We start from the raw sequence: 17,547 nt of genomic DNA, 5'->3' as shown, positions 1-17,547 counted from the left end.
CGTTACGCAGGACTCTGGCCATCTGCTTCCACAGGAATATGGGCCACAGTCACTACGCCAGAGAACGAACTCTCCACCACAATGCGGTCACCTGGGGAATAGACCCAGAATTCCGGTACGGATTCTGCAATATCCAGCAGGTGAGAGATGGAGAATTCAAGCCCCATCTCTACACTCGGAACCGCCAAGCTCTCCCAGAAAAAAATTAGGCTGTCAGCCCTCGGGGCGAACTGTTGGATTACGGTGCTCAGCTCGATGGAATCCGACTCCATCGAGCTGAGCACCAAACCATCAGCCACCGCGCCCCACGCGATCGCACCGTCAGAGCTGCGCGGGTAATGACTGAGGCTTTCGCGCTCGTACTGGAGATGCTGATCCAGGTTCAGCAGCTGCACACCCGGCCGGCCAACCCAAGTCAGCCGTCGGCCACCCTGCTGATCTGCACGAACCACTCGAACCATAGATTTGGGCAGGAGGTCCGGCCTGGTTCCGTACACGTCGTCGAGCGTCACGAATTACCGCCAAGCATTCTCGCGAAATCGTCTTCCGTTCCATTCCATGGCACTGCCCACTTACGCGCCGAGTCCCCCTTGCCGACTTCCACGTTGATATGGGGGCCCTTCACTGGATCGTAATCCATCCTAAACCTCTTGAATTCACCGTTAACCCGAGTAGTGAATCCCACTACCTTGCCGTAGGTCGTCGGCGCAGATTCGAGACGTCCGATGTACGGCTGCCGAGTAGCTGGATCAACCTCACCCAACAGATCAAGCGCTTTGTTGCGGGCTTGTTCGAAGCTGTCGAAGCTAGGCAGGGTTACTTCCTTGCACGCCCCTCCGGAATTGTGAACCAGAACCGGAGTCTGCCCCGCCAGCACATAGTACGTGTGGAAGTCTTCCACCGTCAGGTTGTAGGTGCGGGCCTGCTGGGAGTAGGGACTATTTTCCTTGATGGTGACGGTGGTGTGCTCGTCGGTGAGTAGCGTTTCGCCGGGTGTGAGGTTGCTGGCGGTGATCCATCGTTTTTTGCTGGGTGACCAGAAAGGGTGTTCATGGGTGGCGGTCAGTCTTGTTTCGCCGTCGGGGGTGGAGAGCGTTAGTTCGTTGAAGTGTTTGTCGTCCTCGGTGACGATGAGTCGGGTGACTTTTCGCTTGGCTGACTTGCCGGTTTCCGGGTCGGTGGTGTGAACTTCGTCTCCGACGTTCACATCCTCAATATTTTTTGTGGTGCCGTCCGCCAGGAGTACCTCGGTGCCGGCTAGGAAGCACTTGCAGTAGGAAGATCCGCTAGAGGGGCGCCCACTTGTCGCCTTTCCGGACTTCATGGATCTGGCAATGCCTGGGGCTCCGCCCATGCCGCCGCCGTCAGATATGCCGTATTCCGTGGCTACGCCGGTCAGCATGGAGTCCCAGAAGTAATTTCTGAGGTCATCCGAGCATCCGAGGTCGTTGCAAACGGCCATAGCATCGCCATAGGCGGTGATTGCGTTTGATTCCTGTGAATAGTATTGGCTGGGCCTTTCGACGTATCTGGCCCAGAAGGCTTCCATCCATCTGGTTACGTCAGATTTGCCGCCGAACTTTTTGTGTACCTGATGCCTGATGTCGGATAGCGCTGAGTTCTCAAGGTTGCTCCACGAGGCTATGTCGTTGGCGGTCGGAGTGGTGTCTACGGGATCACCGCCGTCCCACTCCCAGCCTCCGTTTGCGGTTTTGGTGAATGTTTCTGTTTTGCCGTTGCATTGGCTGCTTGAGCCGCCGCATGCGCCGTCGGGGCGGGTGCCTGTGGGGTCGGTGAGGGTGGTGGGGTTGTTGTTGGCGTAGGTGTATCCGTGGATCTGCTGGGAGTCAGTCAGGTCCATGAGGGGGTCGACGCTGATGAACTGGCCGGTCCGGGGGTCGTATTCGCGTGCCCCGAGGTGGGTGAGGCCGGTGTCTTGGTCGTTGGTGCCGCCGACGAATGCTTTGTCACCGATCCAGTTGGTGGGCTGGGTGCCGCGGGGTGCGCCGAAGATGGTGGTCTTGCGGCGGGTGACTGTTTGTGCGGCGTCGGCGGTGATCTGGGTGGTGGTGGTGTTGTGGTGGTCGGTGAGGGTGAAGGTGAGTTTGTTTCCGGTCCGCATGGCGAGGGTTTCGCCGGTGGGGCTGTAGTAGCGGGTGCCGGTGACCTTGCCTGATTTGTCGAGGTGGAGTTCGTTTCCTCCGGGGAGGTAGAGGGTGGTGCCGGTGGTGTCTTTGCGTGTCAGTCGTTGGCCGTCGGCGTCGTAGAGGTAGCTGGTGGTGTCGGTGACCTTGGTGAGGGATTTCAGGTGGTTCTCGTCGTCCCAGGCCAGTACCTCGGTGGAGTCGTTGCCGAACTTGCGGCCCTTGGTGTTGCCCGCTTCGTCGTAGGTGTAGATCTCGGTGCGGGCCCCGGTGCCGGTCTGGGTGACGGCGGGAAGCTGGTGCGTGCCGGCTGCGGGGGCGGTGTACGTGCGAATGGTGTCGGCGGCCGGCCCGGATGCGGTTTTGTGCTGGGTCTCGGTCTTGCGGTTGCCGACGGCGTCGTAGGTGTAGCTGGTCCAGTAGGCGTCCTGGCCTCCCACGACGGATGTTGCGGGTGCTGCGGCGCACTGGGTGCCGGTGTTGGTCCAGGCTTCGGTGACGCGTCGTAGGGCGTCGAGGGTGAAGCACTGGGTGTCGGTAGTGCGGGTTGCGTCCTGGCCGTATGCGGTGGCGATGGCCAGGAGGTTGTTGGCCGGGTCGTAGGTGTAGCTGGTGTCTTCGACACGTTGGGGTGCGACCTCGCGGTCGGTGTAGCTGTGGGTGAGGTTCCCGGTGTGGTCGTCGAACACGTTGGTGGCGACGAGCTGTCGGCCGAACTCGCCGTGCTCCTGGCGGATGACCCGCCCGTAGTGGTCGTAGGTGCTGTCAGCGATGAGGGGGTCGTCGCCCGCGTAGACCCAGTCGAGGAGCCCGCCGGTGTTATAGGTGTTGGACACCGACTCGGCCGGCACCCCGCCGATCTCGGGGTGCTCGGTCTCCATGAGGAGGCCGGTGTTGTCGTCGTAGAAGTTGAACCACTCGTAGGTGCCTGCGAGGGCGCCTTCGCTGTCGGGGATGGTGACGGCGGTTCCGACGGGCTGGCCGAGGTCGTTGTACTCGGTGATCTCGTTGACGTACGCGTCGGCGCCGTTGTAGCGGGTGGCGGAGGAGGGCAGGCCCTTGGCCACGGTGTCGTAGGTCCAGGAGGCGAGTGTGGTGCTGCCCTTCTTGAGGGCCGCCTTGCGGTTCAGGGCGTCGTAGTCGGTGTGGAGGGTGATTCCGCGGGCGTCGGTGACGTCGGTGGGCCGGTCGCTGACGTCGAAGGCCGTGATGGTCCGGCCCCTGTCGGGGTCATCGGTGGCGATCTGCCGACCCCGGGTGTCGTAGGTGTAGGTCCACTCGGCTCCGGAGGGGTCGGTCACCTTCTTGAGGCGCCCGTGCTGGTTGTACTCGTAGGTGAGGGACTGCGAGGACGTGCGTGCCGCGTTGGTGTACTGCTTGAGCTCGGTGGTGCGCCCCAGAGCGTCGACAGCGGTCGTCGTCGCGGTTCCGCCCTTCGGGGGGATCACTGTGGTGGTGTCACCCGTGTAGGTGCTGGTGGTCCGCTTGGTTTCGTCACCGAATTTCTTGGCGATCACCGTGGTGGGCCGGCCGGCTCCGTCGAACACCGTCTCCGTGGAGGCGGGGTACTTGGTTTCCTGGCCAGTGACCAGCACCGGTTCCGCGGCACTGGTGGCGAAGTACCGTCCGGAGCTTCGCACCGCTTCGCCTCGGGTGTTGTAGAAGGTCTCGGTGACGAGGCGACCGGCCTTGTCCGGGGAGGTCTCCTGGGTCTGGCGGGGCCGCAGCATGCCGTCGTAGAAGGCGTATCCGGTGCGGTATTCGGAGTTGTGGTCCAGCGTTTTCGTGGTGACGACGAGCGGGCCGTCGTTTCGCACGAGGTAGTCGAAGGTGTAGCTCGGCGCGTTCGGGTAGGTCTGCGCGGAGCGGGTGGGGATCCAGACCTTGGTCAGCCGCCCGAGGGCGTCGTACGCGGTCGTGGTCACCTTGTCGTTGGCGTCCTTGACCGTGACGGGCTGCCCGCGCAGCGGGTCGAGGCTGGTGGTCTCGGAGTGGCCCAGCGGATTGGTGGCGACGATGCTCGTCGGGGCCTCGCCGGTGGCGGGGCTGTACGCCGTCCTTGTGATCTTGTTGTTGGCGTCAGCGGCCGCGAGGGCACGGCCGTAGATGTCGTAGCAGAGTTCATTCTTGGCGGTGCCACACGTGCTGGGGGTGGAGCCGCTGGTGCTGTAGCCGACCCCCGACCCATTGATGCGCTCGACCTTGGTGATCAGCCCTCGCGTCGGAGCTGCTCCGAAGGCTCCACCGTCGTAGTGGGTGCGGACGTCATCGATGATGTCGTCGGGGCGCGTCACCGGCGCGCCGCAGGCCACCGCGACGGTCTCCGCTCGGGAGACGTTCTCCAGCATCCATTTCGCCGTGTTGCGGGCGAACGTAGTGGTGACGCACTGCTCGTCACCTTCCCTTGCGACGTCACCGAGTGAGCTGGTCCAGTCGACCTTGCCGTACGCGTCGAAGTGGCGGGTGACCTTGGTGGTGCGGACACCGCCGGTGACCGTCGTGCGTGTTTCTTCCGCTTGGGTGCCGGTGAGGTAGGCCTCGAGGTCCGGCAGGCCGCTGCGGGTGCGGACGGCGGTGCTGCTGGATCGCCAGGGGGTGTAGGAGGTGGCGCTGACCAGGGTTCCGCCGTCGCCGTTGTATGTTGCGGTTTCTCGCAACATGCCGGCGAACTGTTCCCGGTCGGTGACCGAGGCCCCGGTGGAGTCCTTGACGTCGGCGCCATCGATGCCCCGGAAGTACCGTGACTCGCTCAGAGTCTTCGGGTCGAGTCCCGCGCCCTTGCGTACCTGCACATGGTGGAATCCGCGCGCGACGGAGTAGGTGCGGTCGTCGGCCTTGGTGAACTCGTCGGTGCTCTTGGCCCAGTCGGCACCGCCGAGGTAGGCGTACTCGGTGACGGTGTCGGGGGACTCGACGAGGTTGTCGCCTTCGGTGACGCGTTTTACGGCGTAGGAGTTGAACCAGTCCAGTTTGGCGGTCTCGCCTTCGTAGGCCCACTTGACCGGGTAGCAGCGGGTGGTGTTCGAGGCGTCGGTGGGCGGCAGACTGCTTGTGGTGCAATCCGGATCGAGGTAGTCGATCCCGATCGTTCCGCCGGTTTCCGTGGTGATCTGGGACATGCGCAGACGGATGAACGGGGCGAGTCCGTCCCCGAGTTTGTCGACGCGGTTGGGCTTCTGGACGCTGCTGAACGTCACGGCAGGCAGCGGTGCGGAACCGCCGGCTTTGCCGGTACGGGTGATGGAGTCCAGCCACATCGGGGTGGAGACCCCGTCACCCGAGGGCGGGAAGGCTTGCTTGAGTGCCCACGTGTCGACGTCCTTGTAGGCCCCGCCGGTGAGGATCTTGGTGGTGATGCCGGTCAGGCGTTTGCGGGACCAGAAGGTCGGCGAGTACTGGCTCTTGCACTCGGTTGCCGCGTCCTTGCAGTACTGGTCAAAGGGGACGTCCGGCCACTTCTTGGCGTTTGTCTCGTCGAAGGTGCCGCAGTCGGTGAGGCAGCGTTCGGCGACGTCGAACTTGACCTGGCCCATGGCCTTGGCCGTGTAGGCACTGCCGGATCGCAGACCGTAGTCGATGTGGTCGAGGTAACCGCCGCGGTCGTACGGGGTGACCGTGGCTTTGCCGGTCGTCTCGGAGACGTTGCGGCCGTAGTTGTTGGCCTCTGTCTTCCAGTAGTACGCCATCGCGTTGTCGCGGGGGTCGACGACGTAGTCGAGCTGCCACCGCCAGGCCTGCTGGCACCAGGCGGATGCGAAGGACGCGTTGTAGCACGGTTCGCCGCTCTGGTTCCCGAAGACCGGGGCCGTCAGGACCGAGTTGGTGACCGGGTCGTCAGCAGCCGTGCCGTTGTCGCGCCAGCCGGGGAGCTTGTTGAGCCCGAAGAAGTACTGGGTGCCGTCCGCCGTCGTGACCTTCCAGTGCTCACCCACACCGTCCACGCCGGCCGTGCCCTTGTCCGGGTTGGAAGCGCCGGTGAGCTTTTCGACCTTCTCACCCGAGTCAGTTGCCGGGTGCCAGCCCTCCGCCTTGTCGTAGACCAGCTCGGTGCTCTTCCCGCCGAGCGACATGGTGGCGTTGTTGGTGAACCAGCACAGGTCGCCGACCTTCGTGGTGTTGGTCCCGCCGTCCTTGTCGTCGTTGCACGGCTTGTAGCGGCGTTCGATGTAGCCGGGCTCCCAGTTCCAGCCGTCACCGACCCAACTCGGCTGGCTGTTCGTAGCCGCGGTACGGCCGTCCACCGACTGAGAGTTGTAGTCCAGCGAGACGCTGGGCTGGAGGCCGGTGGGGACAGCGGGGACGCCGATGGGGTAGGACCAGTTGAACGCGCCGGTCGATCCGCCGGCACTCCATGAGCCGGACGACTGCAGCGTGGTCGCCTTGTAGTTGCCCGTCGGCCCCGAGTCATCCGCTGCGACCGCCAGCACGGTGGCCGGAGCCGAGCGGGCAACGCCGGAGGAGGTCTTAGCGGTTCCAGGCATGGACACGGTCGCGGAAAGAGTGCCCGCTTCGGTGGCATTCGTCGTTGCCAGCGGTGTACTGACCCGGCAGACGGGATTGTCCGGTGTCGTCAGTGCGCAGGCGGGCAGCCGGGCCAGGCGCAGTCGGGCGGCCCAGTCGCCGCCGTAGGCTCCGCGGAAGCTTCCGTAGGCGACCTGCACCTGCGCCGTACCAACAGCCGAAGCCGTATCAGCGGCGCCGACGGTCAGCAGGATGCCGTCCACACCCGCCTTGCGCGCCGCGCTCTTGTCCAGGACAGTGACTTTCACCTTGGCGGAGCCCTGCACCGCCTTGCGTGTCTTGGACGGTGCGGGACGAAGAGTGACCGGCAGCGCACCAGCGCGCTTTGGCGTACTGGAGATGCCAGGCTTCAGGTCGACCGTGGCACTGCCTGAGGCGGGCCATGTGACCTTCGGCGCCTTCCACTTGGCTGCCGCCCGCTTGCCGCGGGGCTTGGTCCCCCCAGGAGCCATTTCCTTCACCGACACAGCCGGTGGCTGTTTCAGTTTCGGAAGTTCTGCTCCCTCGGCCACCGTTGCTGCTGCCACAGCACCTGCCGGCAGCAGCCCGACGACCACTGCGAGAGCCAACGCCCCCGACCATCCACGCGTGCCGATTCGGCTCACGCCCCCACCCCTCGCGCAACCTGAGAAAATATCGCCGAACAATATCAGGAGCTACTCGTAGGCGGAATACGCAATCACTTGGATGCCCAGTGAATGTGCTGGATGTGCTGAATGTTCGGTTAGAGGCTATGGAGTACTTGTGACCACAAGGTGGCAGCCAAAGTGCCAGGTCAGTCTGGTATCAGTGCGTCTTTGGCGAGATCTGCACTGTCCATATTCACCCCGTATTCACACTTCTGCGAGTAATTATGTGCCTGGTTTGCATGGCTTCCCCGGCGAAATGGGGAGGGCTCCGCCTATAGAGTCTGGGCGGAATCTGGACGCTGATAAAGGGGAGTGGGATTGTGTCCGTATCGCATTGGGGTGGGGCTTCGCCAGGGGGGTGGGCATCCCGGTTGCTGTGCGTCGTCGCCGCCGGAGGGATCCTTGTATCCGGGATGTCTCCCGTTGTTGCCCAGGCTGCCGGGGGAGTGGCTGCGGTGTCGGCTGATCCTGTGGCTGATGGGTCCATGAGTGAAGAGGACAAGGCTCTTCAGGACGCTCAGTCCTCGGGGCAGCCTGTGGAGTTGTTGTCGGCGCGTACGGAGGCGAGTGACACCTGGGCGCTGCCTGACGGTTCGTTCTCGGTGAAGCGGCACGGGACGGCTGTGCGGTTGTGGCGTGACGGTGCGTGGGTGGCAGCCGACCCGACACTGCAGTTCACTGCCGACGGTTCCGTCGTGCCCAAGGCGTCCTCCGTCGCAGTGAAGTTCTCAGGGGGCGGCAGCGGTGCCATGCTGTCGGGTGTGAAGGACGGCCGCACGCTGTCACTCGCCTGGCCGAAGACACTGCCGAAGCCCACACTGAGCTCGAACATCGCTACCTACTCCGAGATTCTCCCCGGAGTAGATCTGCAACTGAAAGCTGAGGTGGAGGGGTTCTCCCAACTGCTGGTCGTCAAGACGGCCGCAGCGGCCCAGAACCCCGAACTGGCCAAGCTGCAGTTCGCGATGAGTACTGTTGGGCTGAAGGTGGCCGAGGACGTGGACACCGGGACCCTGGTGGCCACCGACCCGGCCGGGCAGACCGTGTTCACCAGTCCCGCGCCTCTGATGTGGGACTCGAGCACCCTAGCCGGACAGCTTCCTGCTCCTGCCATGCAGAAGTTTGCAGCAGCCGCATCCGAGCCAGCACCAGGAGATGCATTCGAGCCCGGGGTCGGCGCGGAAGACGCGCAGATGGACACCTCCGTCAGCAGTGACACCTTGACCATCACTCCGGACCAGGCCCTGTTGACGGGTGCTGAGACCACGTATCCGGTGTTTATCGACCCGAGTTGGGCCTGGGGCGAGTGGCAGCACTGGACTCGCGTCTACAAGGCATACCCGAAGAACTCCTATTGGGATGCCAAGGGTGACGTGCGCGTCGGCTATGAGGAGGAGACCGGCGGTTCGGACCGGATCTCCCGCTCCTTCTTCTAGCTCGACACCAGTGACGTGACCGGGGCACAGATCAAGAGCGCTACCTTCCGCATCCGCAACACCTGGTCCTGGTCCTGCTCGTCTCAGCCCGTCGAACTGTTCCAGGTCGGCGACATCTCCAGGAAGACGAACTGGAACAACCAGCCCGGCAAGATCGGCTCAGCGCTGGACGTCGTCAACGACTCCAAGGGCTGGGGTCCCGACTGTCCCGCGGGGAACCTGGAATTCAACGCCACCAGTGCGGTCCGCACGGCCGCCGCCGGTAACGACGCGAGTGTCACCCTCGGCCTCTACGCCGGCGACGAAGGCGAAACCCGCGGCTGGAAGCGGTTCGACCCGAAGACCGCCACCCTGGAGATCAAGTACAACAAGCCGCCCAAAACGCCCAGTGGTCTCGGCACGAACCCCCGCAGCAGCTGCACCGCCGGAGGCGCCATCGGCAACACCACGGTCAGCCTGCACGCCAAGATCGACGACCCCGACGGTGGCAACCTCACCGCACAGTTCCAGGCCTTCAAAACCGGCACGACCGCACCCGTCGTCGACACCACCATCCCCGCACTCAAAGGACGCGTCGCCACAGTCATACTCCCCTCCGCCAGCACACCCACCGGCGCCTACACCTGGAGAGTACGCGCCAAGGACCCCGACGATCTCTACTCGGCGTGGAGCGCCACCTGCAAGTTCAGCCTGGACCGCACCCGCCCAAGCAAGCCCCCAACCATCACTTCCCAGGGAAACGTATACCCCAGTGGTGACGAGGGATGGCCAGCTCAGACCGGCCCTGCGCGCTCCCAGGGGACCTTCGTCTTCGCCAGTAACGGTGTCCAGGACGTCGAGTCCTACTACTGGTGGACCGACTCCGATCCGGACGTGCACCAGACCAAGGCGAGTGGGGCATCCGCCCTCATCGTTCCACCCTCTTACGGGCCGCATCTGATCTACGCCTACAGCGTCGACGCGGCAGGCAACCGATCCGACACCGCTACCTACCTGTACTACGCAACCCGCGCCCAGGAACGGGACAAGCCCGGCGACCTCAACGGCGATGGCTTCAAGGACATTTGGAACACTGATACCAACGGAACCCTCCTCACCTATGCGGGCCGAGGAAACCGGGAATTCTCCTCAGCAACCAATGGCGGCGGCACCTTCCTCAGCCAGCAAGTGGCCTTCAACGGCGACTGGGGCCAGGACGGCTACAACGACCTCATCTCCCTTGAATACAACGAAAACGACAACAAGAACAGACTGAGGGTCTACTTCAACAACGGCCAAGGGATCGTCGACGGCGACAACTACCTCACCCTCACAGTCAGCTGTCCTGTGCCACGCCCCAGCGGCCGATGCAAAGGTGCCGAGGACTGGACCGGTGACGACCACTGGTACAACGCCGAACAGGTCACCACAGGCGGCGACCTCAACGGAGACACGCACACTGACATCCTGGTCAAGCAGGGCAAGAATCTGTGGATCTACTACGGCAGTCGCGAATCCAAACTGGACAGGGTCCGCCCCCACCCAATCCTCGTCGGAGAGGCGGATTGGGACAAGTACACCGTGATCGCCCCTGGCGACCTCAACGGTGACCGACTCCCCGACCTCATCCTGCGCGACGACGCATCAGGCGACCTCTACCGCTCCTACGGCAAGGCAGACCTCACCGGGGCCCTCGACCCGGCAACCTGGGGCAATGCCGCCAGCCGGGTCAAGATCGCAACCGGCACCGCACCGAAAAGCCTCTACCCCACCATCGGCACCTCAGGAGACCTCGACGGCGATAGCGACGCAGACGGCACCAACGACGGCGACGGCATCGTCGACCTATGGGCCCGCAAGAAGGACAACACTCTCCTTGGATGGCCCGGCCGCAAGACAGGCAGCGACTACACAGGCATCGGCAGCTACTTCCCAATCGACGGAGCCAACGGCGGCAGGCAGATACCTGCCGGCACCACCCTTGCCAGTGGCCAGGCACTGACTTCCAACACCGCCAAGCTCACCATGCAGGCCGACGGCAACCTCGTCATCACCTCCAACGCAAACCAGCCTCTCTGGACCAGCGGCACCTCAGGCAACAACGGCGCCACCGCGCGCGTACTCGCCAACGGCAACATCGCCGTCTACTCCGCAGACGGCAGCACCGTCCTGTGGAGCCCAAGCATCACCGCAGATCCCGCACACCCTGACGTCGAACCAGGACTGACCGGGAATGGACACGCTCTCCTCCAAGACCGCGGGAACCTAGTCGTCTACAACGGCAAGGCCCAAGCGGTGTGGGCCAGCGGCACCGTCACACGGCACGACCACAACGGCGACGGACGCAGCGACATGGGCCTCTGGTACGACTTCACAGCAGGTACCGACGCTACCTACACAATGACGGCCAACACCGATGGATCCTTCCAATCACCCTACAAATCCTTCGCCGCGCCAGCCGGCGCGTGGGAAGCGAAATCGATGAAATTCGTAACCGGCGACTTCAACGGCGACGGCCGCGGCGACATGGCAGCTCTCTACGGATACAGCGACACCAGTATCAAGCTATGGACGGCGCTCGCCAAGCCCGACGGAGGATTCGCCACACCGTTTGCGTCCTGGTCCGTACCCAAGGGCACCATGCATACCAGCTACATGACCCCACAAGCCGGTGACTTCAACGGCGACGGCCGCGACGACATAGCCGTGTGGTACGCCTATCCCGACGGCACGAGCAAACTGATCACCTACACGGCCGGCGTCACCGGCGCCTTCAACAAGCCCTTCGAATCATGGTCGGCTCCCAGCGGCACATGGCTCAGAAACCGCTGCAAATTCGTCACCGGCGACTTCAACGGCGACGGACGCGACGACATCGGCGTCTTCTACGGCCAAGGCGACAACAGCGTGCGCAACCACACCTTCCTGTCAACGGTCACAGGAGGCTTCGCAAACCCGACCTCATGGTGGTACAGCTCCGCGCTCAACTGGAACCTCGCCACCCCCCACGCCGGAGACTTCAGCGGCGACGGACGCGACGACGCAATGATCTGGTACGACTACGCCGACGGCAGCGACAAAGTCTCAACCTTCATCGCCGAATCCGAGCCGGACAATCATTTCGGATCGGCCTTCGTATCCCTCTCCAGCAACGCTGGAAATTGGGACGCCACGCGCAGCCAACTGGTCATCGGTGACTACAACGGCGATGGACGCGATGACATCGGTGCCATGCACCACCAGCCTGACAACTCCGTAAAAACATGGACCTGGACCTCCAGATCCACAGACAATAAGTTCAACGGCGCCCTCGCGAGCTGGACATACACCGCCTCCCAGTGGGTGTATGCGTCCACCAAGTTCTTCAAACCATACAACTGACCTGCTTCAAAGGTCTGGAAGGTGCTCCCGGCAGCGACGCTGCCGGGAGCACTGCTGCGCGCATGGAGAATTTTGTGGCGAGTTTGGTGCTTCCCGGCGGGTCGTGGGACTCTTGACCAGGCGTTTCTTGGTTCTGCCAATGTGAGAACTGGCGAATTGCGAGCGGTCGCTGCTGGAGCAGAATCTCCCGGCGTCGGGTGATCGGTGTGGTCAGCGAAGTAACTACTGCATGTACTGTTTCGGGTCCCACCGGGGGGCGCTGGCGAGATCTGCCGGAACGGGAAAGCGGTATCTGAACGGTAATGCTGCTCGTCCGCCGACGGGCCTGGGGTCGGATTCTGAAGGCGGCTCAGCTGGCCTGTTTTCGCCGCCCGATTTGGCTGCTCCAGGTCGGGGGTCGAGTCCGCACCCTGCCGGGCTGCTGAGTCCGGCTTGCCGTCATGGGGTAGAGCATGGCGGAGCTGGTTCTACGAGTTGGCCTCCGAGTGGTGCCTCCCTGTCGCCCCGACGCCTCGCAGAGCCGTTCGGGCAGGTCGGCGTGTGAGAGGCTCTGCCCTCAGCGTGCCGTGGGGACGGCGCGAAGGGGAGGGGAAGCATGTCGATCGATCCTGCAGATTTCGCAGCCCGCCTGCGGGCAGAGCAGAACGCTCCAGGCCGTGAGGAAACGCTACGGCGGGAGCGGGTAACCCGACGGCGCAAGGCACTACTCGGTGCCGGTGCCGGGATCCTACTTCTCGGGGGCTTCGGTGTCTGGCTCGCGGGCGCCATGGGTGGGCGGCCTGCTGACGAGCCATTCGCCCCGCGCATGTTGGACGAGGCGATGTGGCCAGACGCCTGGCCGGCCACCACAAACATCCCCTTCCGGGGCTCACCTGCCGCTGCCTGGGAGAACGGAGCCCTCGGGATACGTCTTCCACAGTCAAAAGCTGTTGATGGTCTGACTGACCTGGAGGTGTCAACCAGCCTTGGGGCCGTTCGCGATTTCCTCATTGTGACGAACCTCTCCAGCCAGACCCTCTACGGCTCCAAGCCAGTTGGAGCGTTGAACCTCCTGGCGCCGGGTGATCCCGCTCGCAGAGAACTGGATGCAGCCTTCACCGATCCGGGCACCGGTCGGGGATCGCTTCAGTTCCTCACGCGGTTCGACAGGGACGAGGTGCAGGTGCTGGCGTCTGAGGGAATGGCCAAAACTGACGGCACGATGACGTACGAGGTCACACCGGCGGGCGAGCTGTTGGTGCAGGCCGACTACACCTTCGTCTACGCACTGGTGAAGACGAGCGGAGCCAATCAGATCAACCCAAACGGCTTCGAGGTCGCCAGGGTGGTTGTCCACCGGCAGCTCGACATCCTCGTCCGTGACGGAAAGCTACACCTGCAGACGCACGCGACGGCGATAGCCAACGACGACTGCACCGCGCCCGCCGACGGGTTTATCCACCCCCTCTTCTACGACGACCTGAAGAAGACCAAGAAGTGGGCGTCAGTCGACCCTACGCTGAGAAGCACGTCGACGCTTCGGCCCCGGGCGCATGCGTGCGCCCGACCCGGACCTGACTTCTATAACTCAGCCCCCATCCGGCGGGTTCGCCGGGCACAGCATTGGCTTCTCCGTCGACGCCATGCCCTGCTCTTTAGCGCACTCCGCGGCGCCGCCTATGCCACGGGGGCGGGACTGGTCGGCCTCGGCTTCTGGTGGGTCCAGCAACAGCTGTAAGTCCCCGAAGCCGCTCGGCTTTCGCTTCACCCGAGGAGGCTCATACGCACTTCGTACGCCAAACGTACGCACAATGTGCGCTTCATGGGATAGAGTGTTGGTCAGGAGGTGCTCCATGTCCGAGTTGTTCGACGCGGTCGACGCGCTGCTCGCGTCCCGCGCCACGCTGCCGCCACCGGCGGAGCGCAAGCGGCTGCGTTCCGCGCACGGCCTGACGATCGACGAAGTGGCCACCACCCTGAAGGTGCGCCGAGCCACGGTGTCCGGCTGGGAGGCCGGCAAGACCGAGCCCCGCCCGCCGGAGCGCGATGCCTACGCCCGGCTCTTGGACAAGCTCGCGGAGCTCTACCCCGCACCGGCCGAACCGGCCGCACCCGTCCATGACGCTGCGGTGGTGACCACGTTCACCGCCGTACCCGCCCCTGCGGAAGCGCGGTCTCTGTCCACAGGCCCGGACTTCCAGGCTTCGGACATGACGGAAACCGAGAACACCCAGACCCCTGCCCCGACTCCCGTTGCCGCTGCTCCGGCGGCCGCGTCGCGTCCGGCGCCCACCACCAGGCCGACGACGTCGCGCCGCCCCGGCGCGAAGAAGGCGGTCCCGGCCGCGATCCCGGCAGGCGAGATCGACCCTCGGTTCGAGAACGGCCCGCTCGCGGTCGTCGACGTCGAGGACGGGAAGGTGCTGGCGTACTGCACCGGCGGCCTGGTCCTGGACGTGCCCGCCAAGTCCCTGCCGTCCCTGGTCGACTGGACCCTCAAGGAGGCCAAGCTCGGTCAGCCGAAGCTGTCCGGCCCGGGACGGCCCGCCCACCCGCTGATCGTGCTCACCGAGGCCGCGTGCGAGCGCTACGGCCTGCCCGTCTCGCTCACGGCGGAGGAGAAGGACGCCGGGCGGATCCCGGAGGGCCACAAGGTCATCAAGCAGCTGGTCCGTGCGGAGTGGAAGCTGACGAAGCGCGGGTTCGGGCCGTGGGCGCGGATCTACCGCCCCGCCAAGGGCTCGGACCGCCAGTGCGTGCAGCTGTGCATCCCGTCATGGAACGCGCTGGACGCCCGGTTCTGGGGCGACGCCGCGCAGCTTCCGCCGGCGGAGCTCGCCCGCGTCCTGGGCGTGTACGCGTCGAGGGTGATGACGCCGCGCGGCTCCACCGCCGTCACCGGCCTGGAGCTGATGACCGCGCTGCACCCGCCGACCCACGCCGTGCGCGATGAGGAGACCGGCGCCCTGCGGCAGTCCGAGACCAAGACGCCCGGGTCGCTGGGTAAGAACCCGGTGGACTGCGCGCCGTGCGAGGCCCCCGACGGCCACCCGCTGCTCAAGGACCTGCCGCGCTTCACCGTCCGAGGACCGGCGGACAAGCTGTTCGAGGAGGCGTACGACTGGGCGCGGCCGATGACCGATGCCGAGTGCACCCTGCGCTACCTGGTCGGCCTGGACGTGAACATGGCCTTCGCCGCCGGCGCGAACGGGCTGAACGTCGGCCTCGGTGAGCCGACACACGTCAAGGCCCCCGCGTTCGACCCGAAACTGCCCGGCTCATGGCTGGTCGACCTGTCCCACGTCGACCTGTCGAAGGTGAAGGCCGGCAAGGAGTGGGTGGAGCTGGACGGCTCTCTGCTCCCCTCGCCGTTCACGCCGAAGGGCGACCGCCCCACGGGCCCAGCCTGGTACGCGACGCCCACCGTCGCCTACGCGGCGGAGCTCGGCTACGACGTCGCGCCGATCGAGGCGTGGGTCCGGTACGAGAGCGGCCGCTACCTGGACGGCTGGTACGGCCGACTTCGTGACGCCTTCCTCGCCACGATGGCCGACCTCGGCGTCGACGCCGACCTCGCCCCGGCCGACTTCCTCGCCGCGATGGACGGCTACAAGGAGCGTGACCCGGAGCTGGCGATCGTCGTCTCGGCGATCAAGGCGACCGTCAAGGGCGGCCTGGGCAAGCTCCGTGAGCGGCCCCGCGGGGAGGGCTGGCGGCCCGGCGAGCGGTGGCGGGCCCTGGAGCGCCCGACGTGGCGGCCCGACATCCGGGCGGCGGTCATCTCCCGCACCCGGATCAACCTCCACCGCAAGATCGTCAAGCACGCGGCGTTCACCGGTCAGTACCCGATCGCGATCCTGTCCGACTGCGTCGTCTACGCCGCGAACGGACCGAGCCCGCTGGACTTCCTGCCCTACCGGGACGGCAAGCCGCTCCCCGGCGGCTTCAAGCTCGGCATCAACCCCGGCCTGGTCAAGCACGAAGGCACCCAGACCGTCCTGTGGGGCGAAGAAGTCCGCGAGAAGTTCAACGCCCCGACCCTCAACCTCGCCCGCTCCATCAAGGACGGCACCGTCACCGACATCGACAACGGAGAGTAGAAGAAGACGATGAGCCTGATCGGGGACGGCCTGAACAAGGCGGTGCAAAAAGCGTTCACCCGCCCGGCACCGAAGAAGGCGGGCCCCCAGATGCGCTACCTGGTCAAGCAGCTCGGCGGCACCAAGGCCGTCGCCCAGATGCTGCACATCTCCCAGCGCACCGTCGAGCGGTACGTGAAGAACCAGATCAAAAAGCCCCGCCCGGCCCTCGCCGCGCGCCTGGAGAGCGAGGTGAAGGCCCGGTGGCAGCCGCAGATCAGGGCCAAGGCCAAGGCGAAGGCCGCCTCCACGGGCGGCATCGTCATCGACACCCGCGCCCGCATGGGCTACACCGCACCGGTCGGGTCGACGGACCAGGACCGCATCCGGCACCTGACCGTGGCCCTGCCCCCGGTCCACGCCGCCCGCCTCTTCGACGCCCAGGAGCAAGGCGCCAGTGACGCCCGCCTCCAGGAGATCGCGGCCGAAGCGCTCAAGGAGGTCTACTTCCAGGACGGCGGCCGCCGCGCCGGGAGCCTGGACGAGGTCCGGTTCACCGACATCGAGCACCTCGAGTTCGACCTGTAGGCGGAACGCCCTGAACAGCCTGCGAGCCCCGGACCGCATCGGTCCGGGGCTCGCTCGCGTATCCACGGGGGCGGATGTTCAGCACGCGATGTCCTACTCAACGACGCCGCCACGTCGTCGGTCACTGTTCTTCGGGAAAGCCGTATCAACAACTTGAGGCGCCGCTGCTGTCCGGTGGGCTCCCGGAAGCAGCAGGGGGTGAAAATACCTGCTGCATTCCGGAGGCCGCTGTGCTCCCCGGCCTGTTCTATCTGCTCATCACCCTGGAGGCCGGTGTCGTCCTCGATGACGTCGGCTTGCAGGCACTCACCGAACTCACCAGCCGTATCCACCTGATGGTCCGCGGCGTGGCCCGCCTCCATCGCCGGCTGCTCGATAGCCGTCGACCGGCGCACGAGGTGGTAGAACCGGGCATGACCTTCATAACGTCGGGCGTAGCCGCTGCCGGCATCAGGGCCACAGGCAGCGTGGCCAGCGCTCTGATCGGGCGGTACCGCCCCACGGGTATCCCTCGTCTGGGCAGCAAGGAAGACCGGGCCCAGGCGTACGGGACTGCTGCATGATCGGGTGACAGTGGGGTTTATGCAGCCAGGGCTGCGGGTGGAGTCATGATGGCTTCGTACTCGACGGGGGTCAATCGGGCCAGGCGTCTCTGACGCCGTCGGCGGTGATAGGTGCGCTCGATCCAGGTGACGATCGCGATCCGCAGCTCCTGACGGGTGGCCCAGGCACGGCGGTCGAGGACGTTCTTCTGCAGCAGCGCGAAGAAGCTCTCCATGGCCGCGTTGTCGCCGGCGGCACCGACCCGGCC

9 protein-coding genes are annotated in these 17,547 nt (G+C 65.1%); 6 read left to right on the top strand and 3 right to left on the bottom strand.

The features are described from left to right. Positions 1-2: 2 nt before the first annotated feature. Positions 3-512 (bottom strand): hypothetical protein, encoded by a 510-nt coding sequence (locus tag ABZ371_RS08965; protein ID WP_358675600.1) that lies wholly within the window; start codon positions 510-512, stop codon positions 3-5. Beyond that, positions 509-6,913, bottom strand: a complete 6,405-nt coding sequence (locus tag ABZ371_RS08960; protein WP_358675597.1) for a polymorphic toxin-type HINT domain-containing protein — start codon at positions 6,911-6,913, stop codon at positions 509-511. Before ABZ371_RS08960 ends, ABZ371_RS08965 begins: the two co-directional genes overlap by 4 nt. 866 nt (positions 6,914-7,779) lie before the next feature. On the opposite strand from ABZ371_RS08960, the gene ABZ371_RS08955 reads away from it, so the two are divergent. The 6 genes from ABZ371_RS08955 to ABZ371_RS08930 all read left to right on the top strand — a co-directional run bounded on the left by ABZ371_RS08955 (position 7,780) and on the right by ABZ371_RS08930 (position 17,299). After that, positions 7,780-8,730: a hypothetical protein gene (locus ABZ371_RS08955; protein WP_358675594.1), complete on the top strand. Its 951-nt coding sequence runs from the start codon at positions 7,780-7,782 to the stop codon at positions 8,728-8,730. Positions 8,731-8,745: 15 nt separating this feature from the next. Further along, a complete protein-coding gene (locus ABZ371_RS08950; protein ID WP_358675591.1) occupies positions 8,746-12,090 on the top strand; it encodes an FG-GAP-like repeat-containing protein in 3,345 nt (1,114 codons plus the stop codon). Between the two features lie 595 nt (positions 12,091-12,685). Further along, positions 12,686-13,807 carry a hypothetical protein gene (locus tag ABZ371_RS08945; protein WP_358675588.1) on the top strand — a complete coding sequence of 374 codons (1,122 nt, stop codon included), beginning with the start codon at positions 12,686-12,688 and terminating at the stop codon, positions 13,805-13,807. A gap of 115 nt (positions 13,808-13,922) precedes the next feature. After that, on the top strand, positions 13,923-16,169 hold the full coding sequence (locus ABZ371_RS08940; protein ID WP_358675585.1) for a helix-turn-helix transcriptional regulator: 2,247 nt from the start codon (positions 13,923-13,925) through the stop codon (positions 16,167-16,169). 9 nt (positions 16,170-16,178) lie between these two features. Further along, positions 16,179-16,736 (top strand): XRE family transcriptional regulator, encoded by a 558-nt coding sequence (locus ABZ371_RS08935; RefSeq protein ID WP_358675583.1) that lies wholly within the window; start codon positions 16,179-16,181, stop codon positions 16,734-16,736. Positions 16,737-16,966: 230 nt separating this feature from the next. Next, positions 16,967-17,299 carry a hypothetical protein gene (locus ABZ371_RS08930; protein ID WP_358675580.1) on the top strand — a complete coding sequence of 111 codons (333 nt, stop codon included), beginning with the start codon at positions 16,967-16,969 and terminating at the stop codon, positions 17,297-17,299. Between the two features lie 17 nt (positions 17,300-17,316). Here the strand turns inward: ABZ371_RS08930 and ABZ371_RS08925 are convergent. Continuing rightward, positions 17,317-17,547 (bottom strand): IS3 family transposase (locus ABZ371_RS08925; protein WP_358675577.1); only part of this gene is annotated, 231 nt, incomplete at its 5' end.

The organism is Streptomyces sp. NPDC005899 (genome assembly GCF_040629645.1).
Classification (GTDB): domain Bacteria; phylum Actinomycetota; class Actinomycetes; order Streptomycetales; family Streptomycetaceae; genus Streptomyces.
The sequence above is the reverse complement of the archived record's forward strand: the minus strand, read 5'-3'. Positions and strand labels throughout refer to the sequence as shown.

Bases quoted from the DNA above. Each gene is read 5' to 3' on its own strand.
- ABZ371_RS08935 (WP_358675583.1), top strand. From the start codon at position 16,179: ATGAGCCTGATCGGGGACGGCCTGAACAAGGCGGTGCAAAAAGCGTTC.
- ABZ371_RS08945 (WP_358675588.1), top strand. From the start codon at position 12,686: ATGTCGATCGATCCTGCAGATTTCGCAGCCCGCCTGCGGGCAGAGCAG.
- ABZ371_RS08940 (WP_358675585.1), top strand. From the start codon at position 13,923: ATGTCCGAGTTGTTCGACGCGGTCGACGCGCTGCTCGCGTCCCGCGCC.
- ABZ371_RS08955 (WP_358675594.1), top strand. From the start codon at position 7,780: ATGAGTGAAGAGGACAAGGCTCTTCAGGACGCTCAGTCCTCGGGGCAG.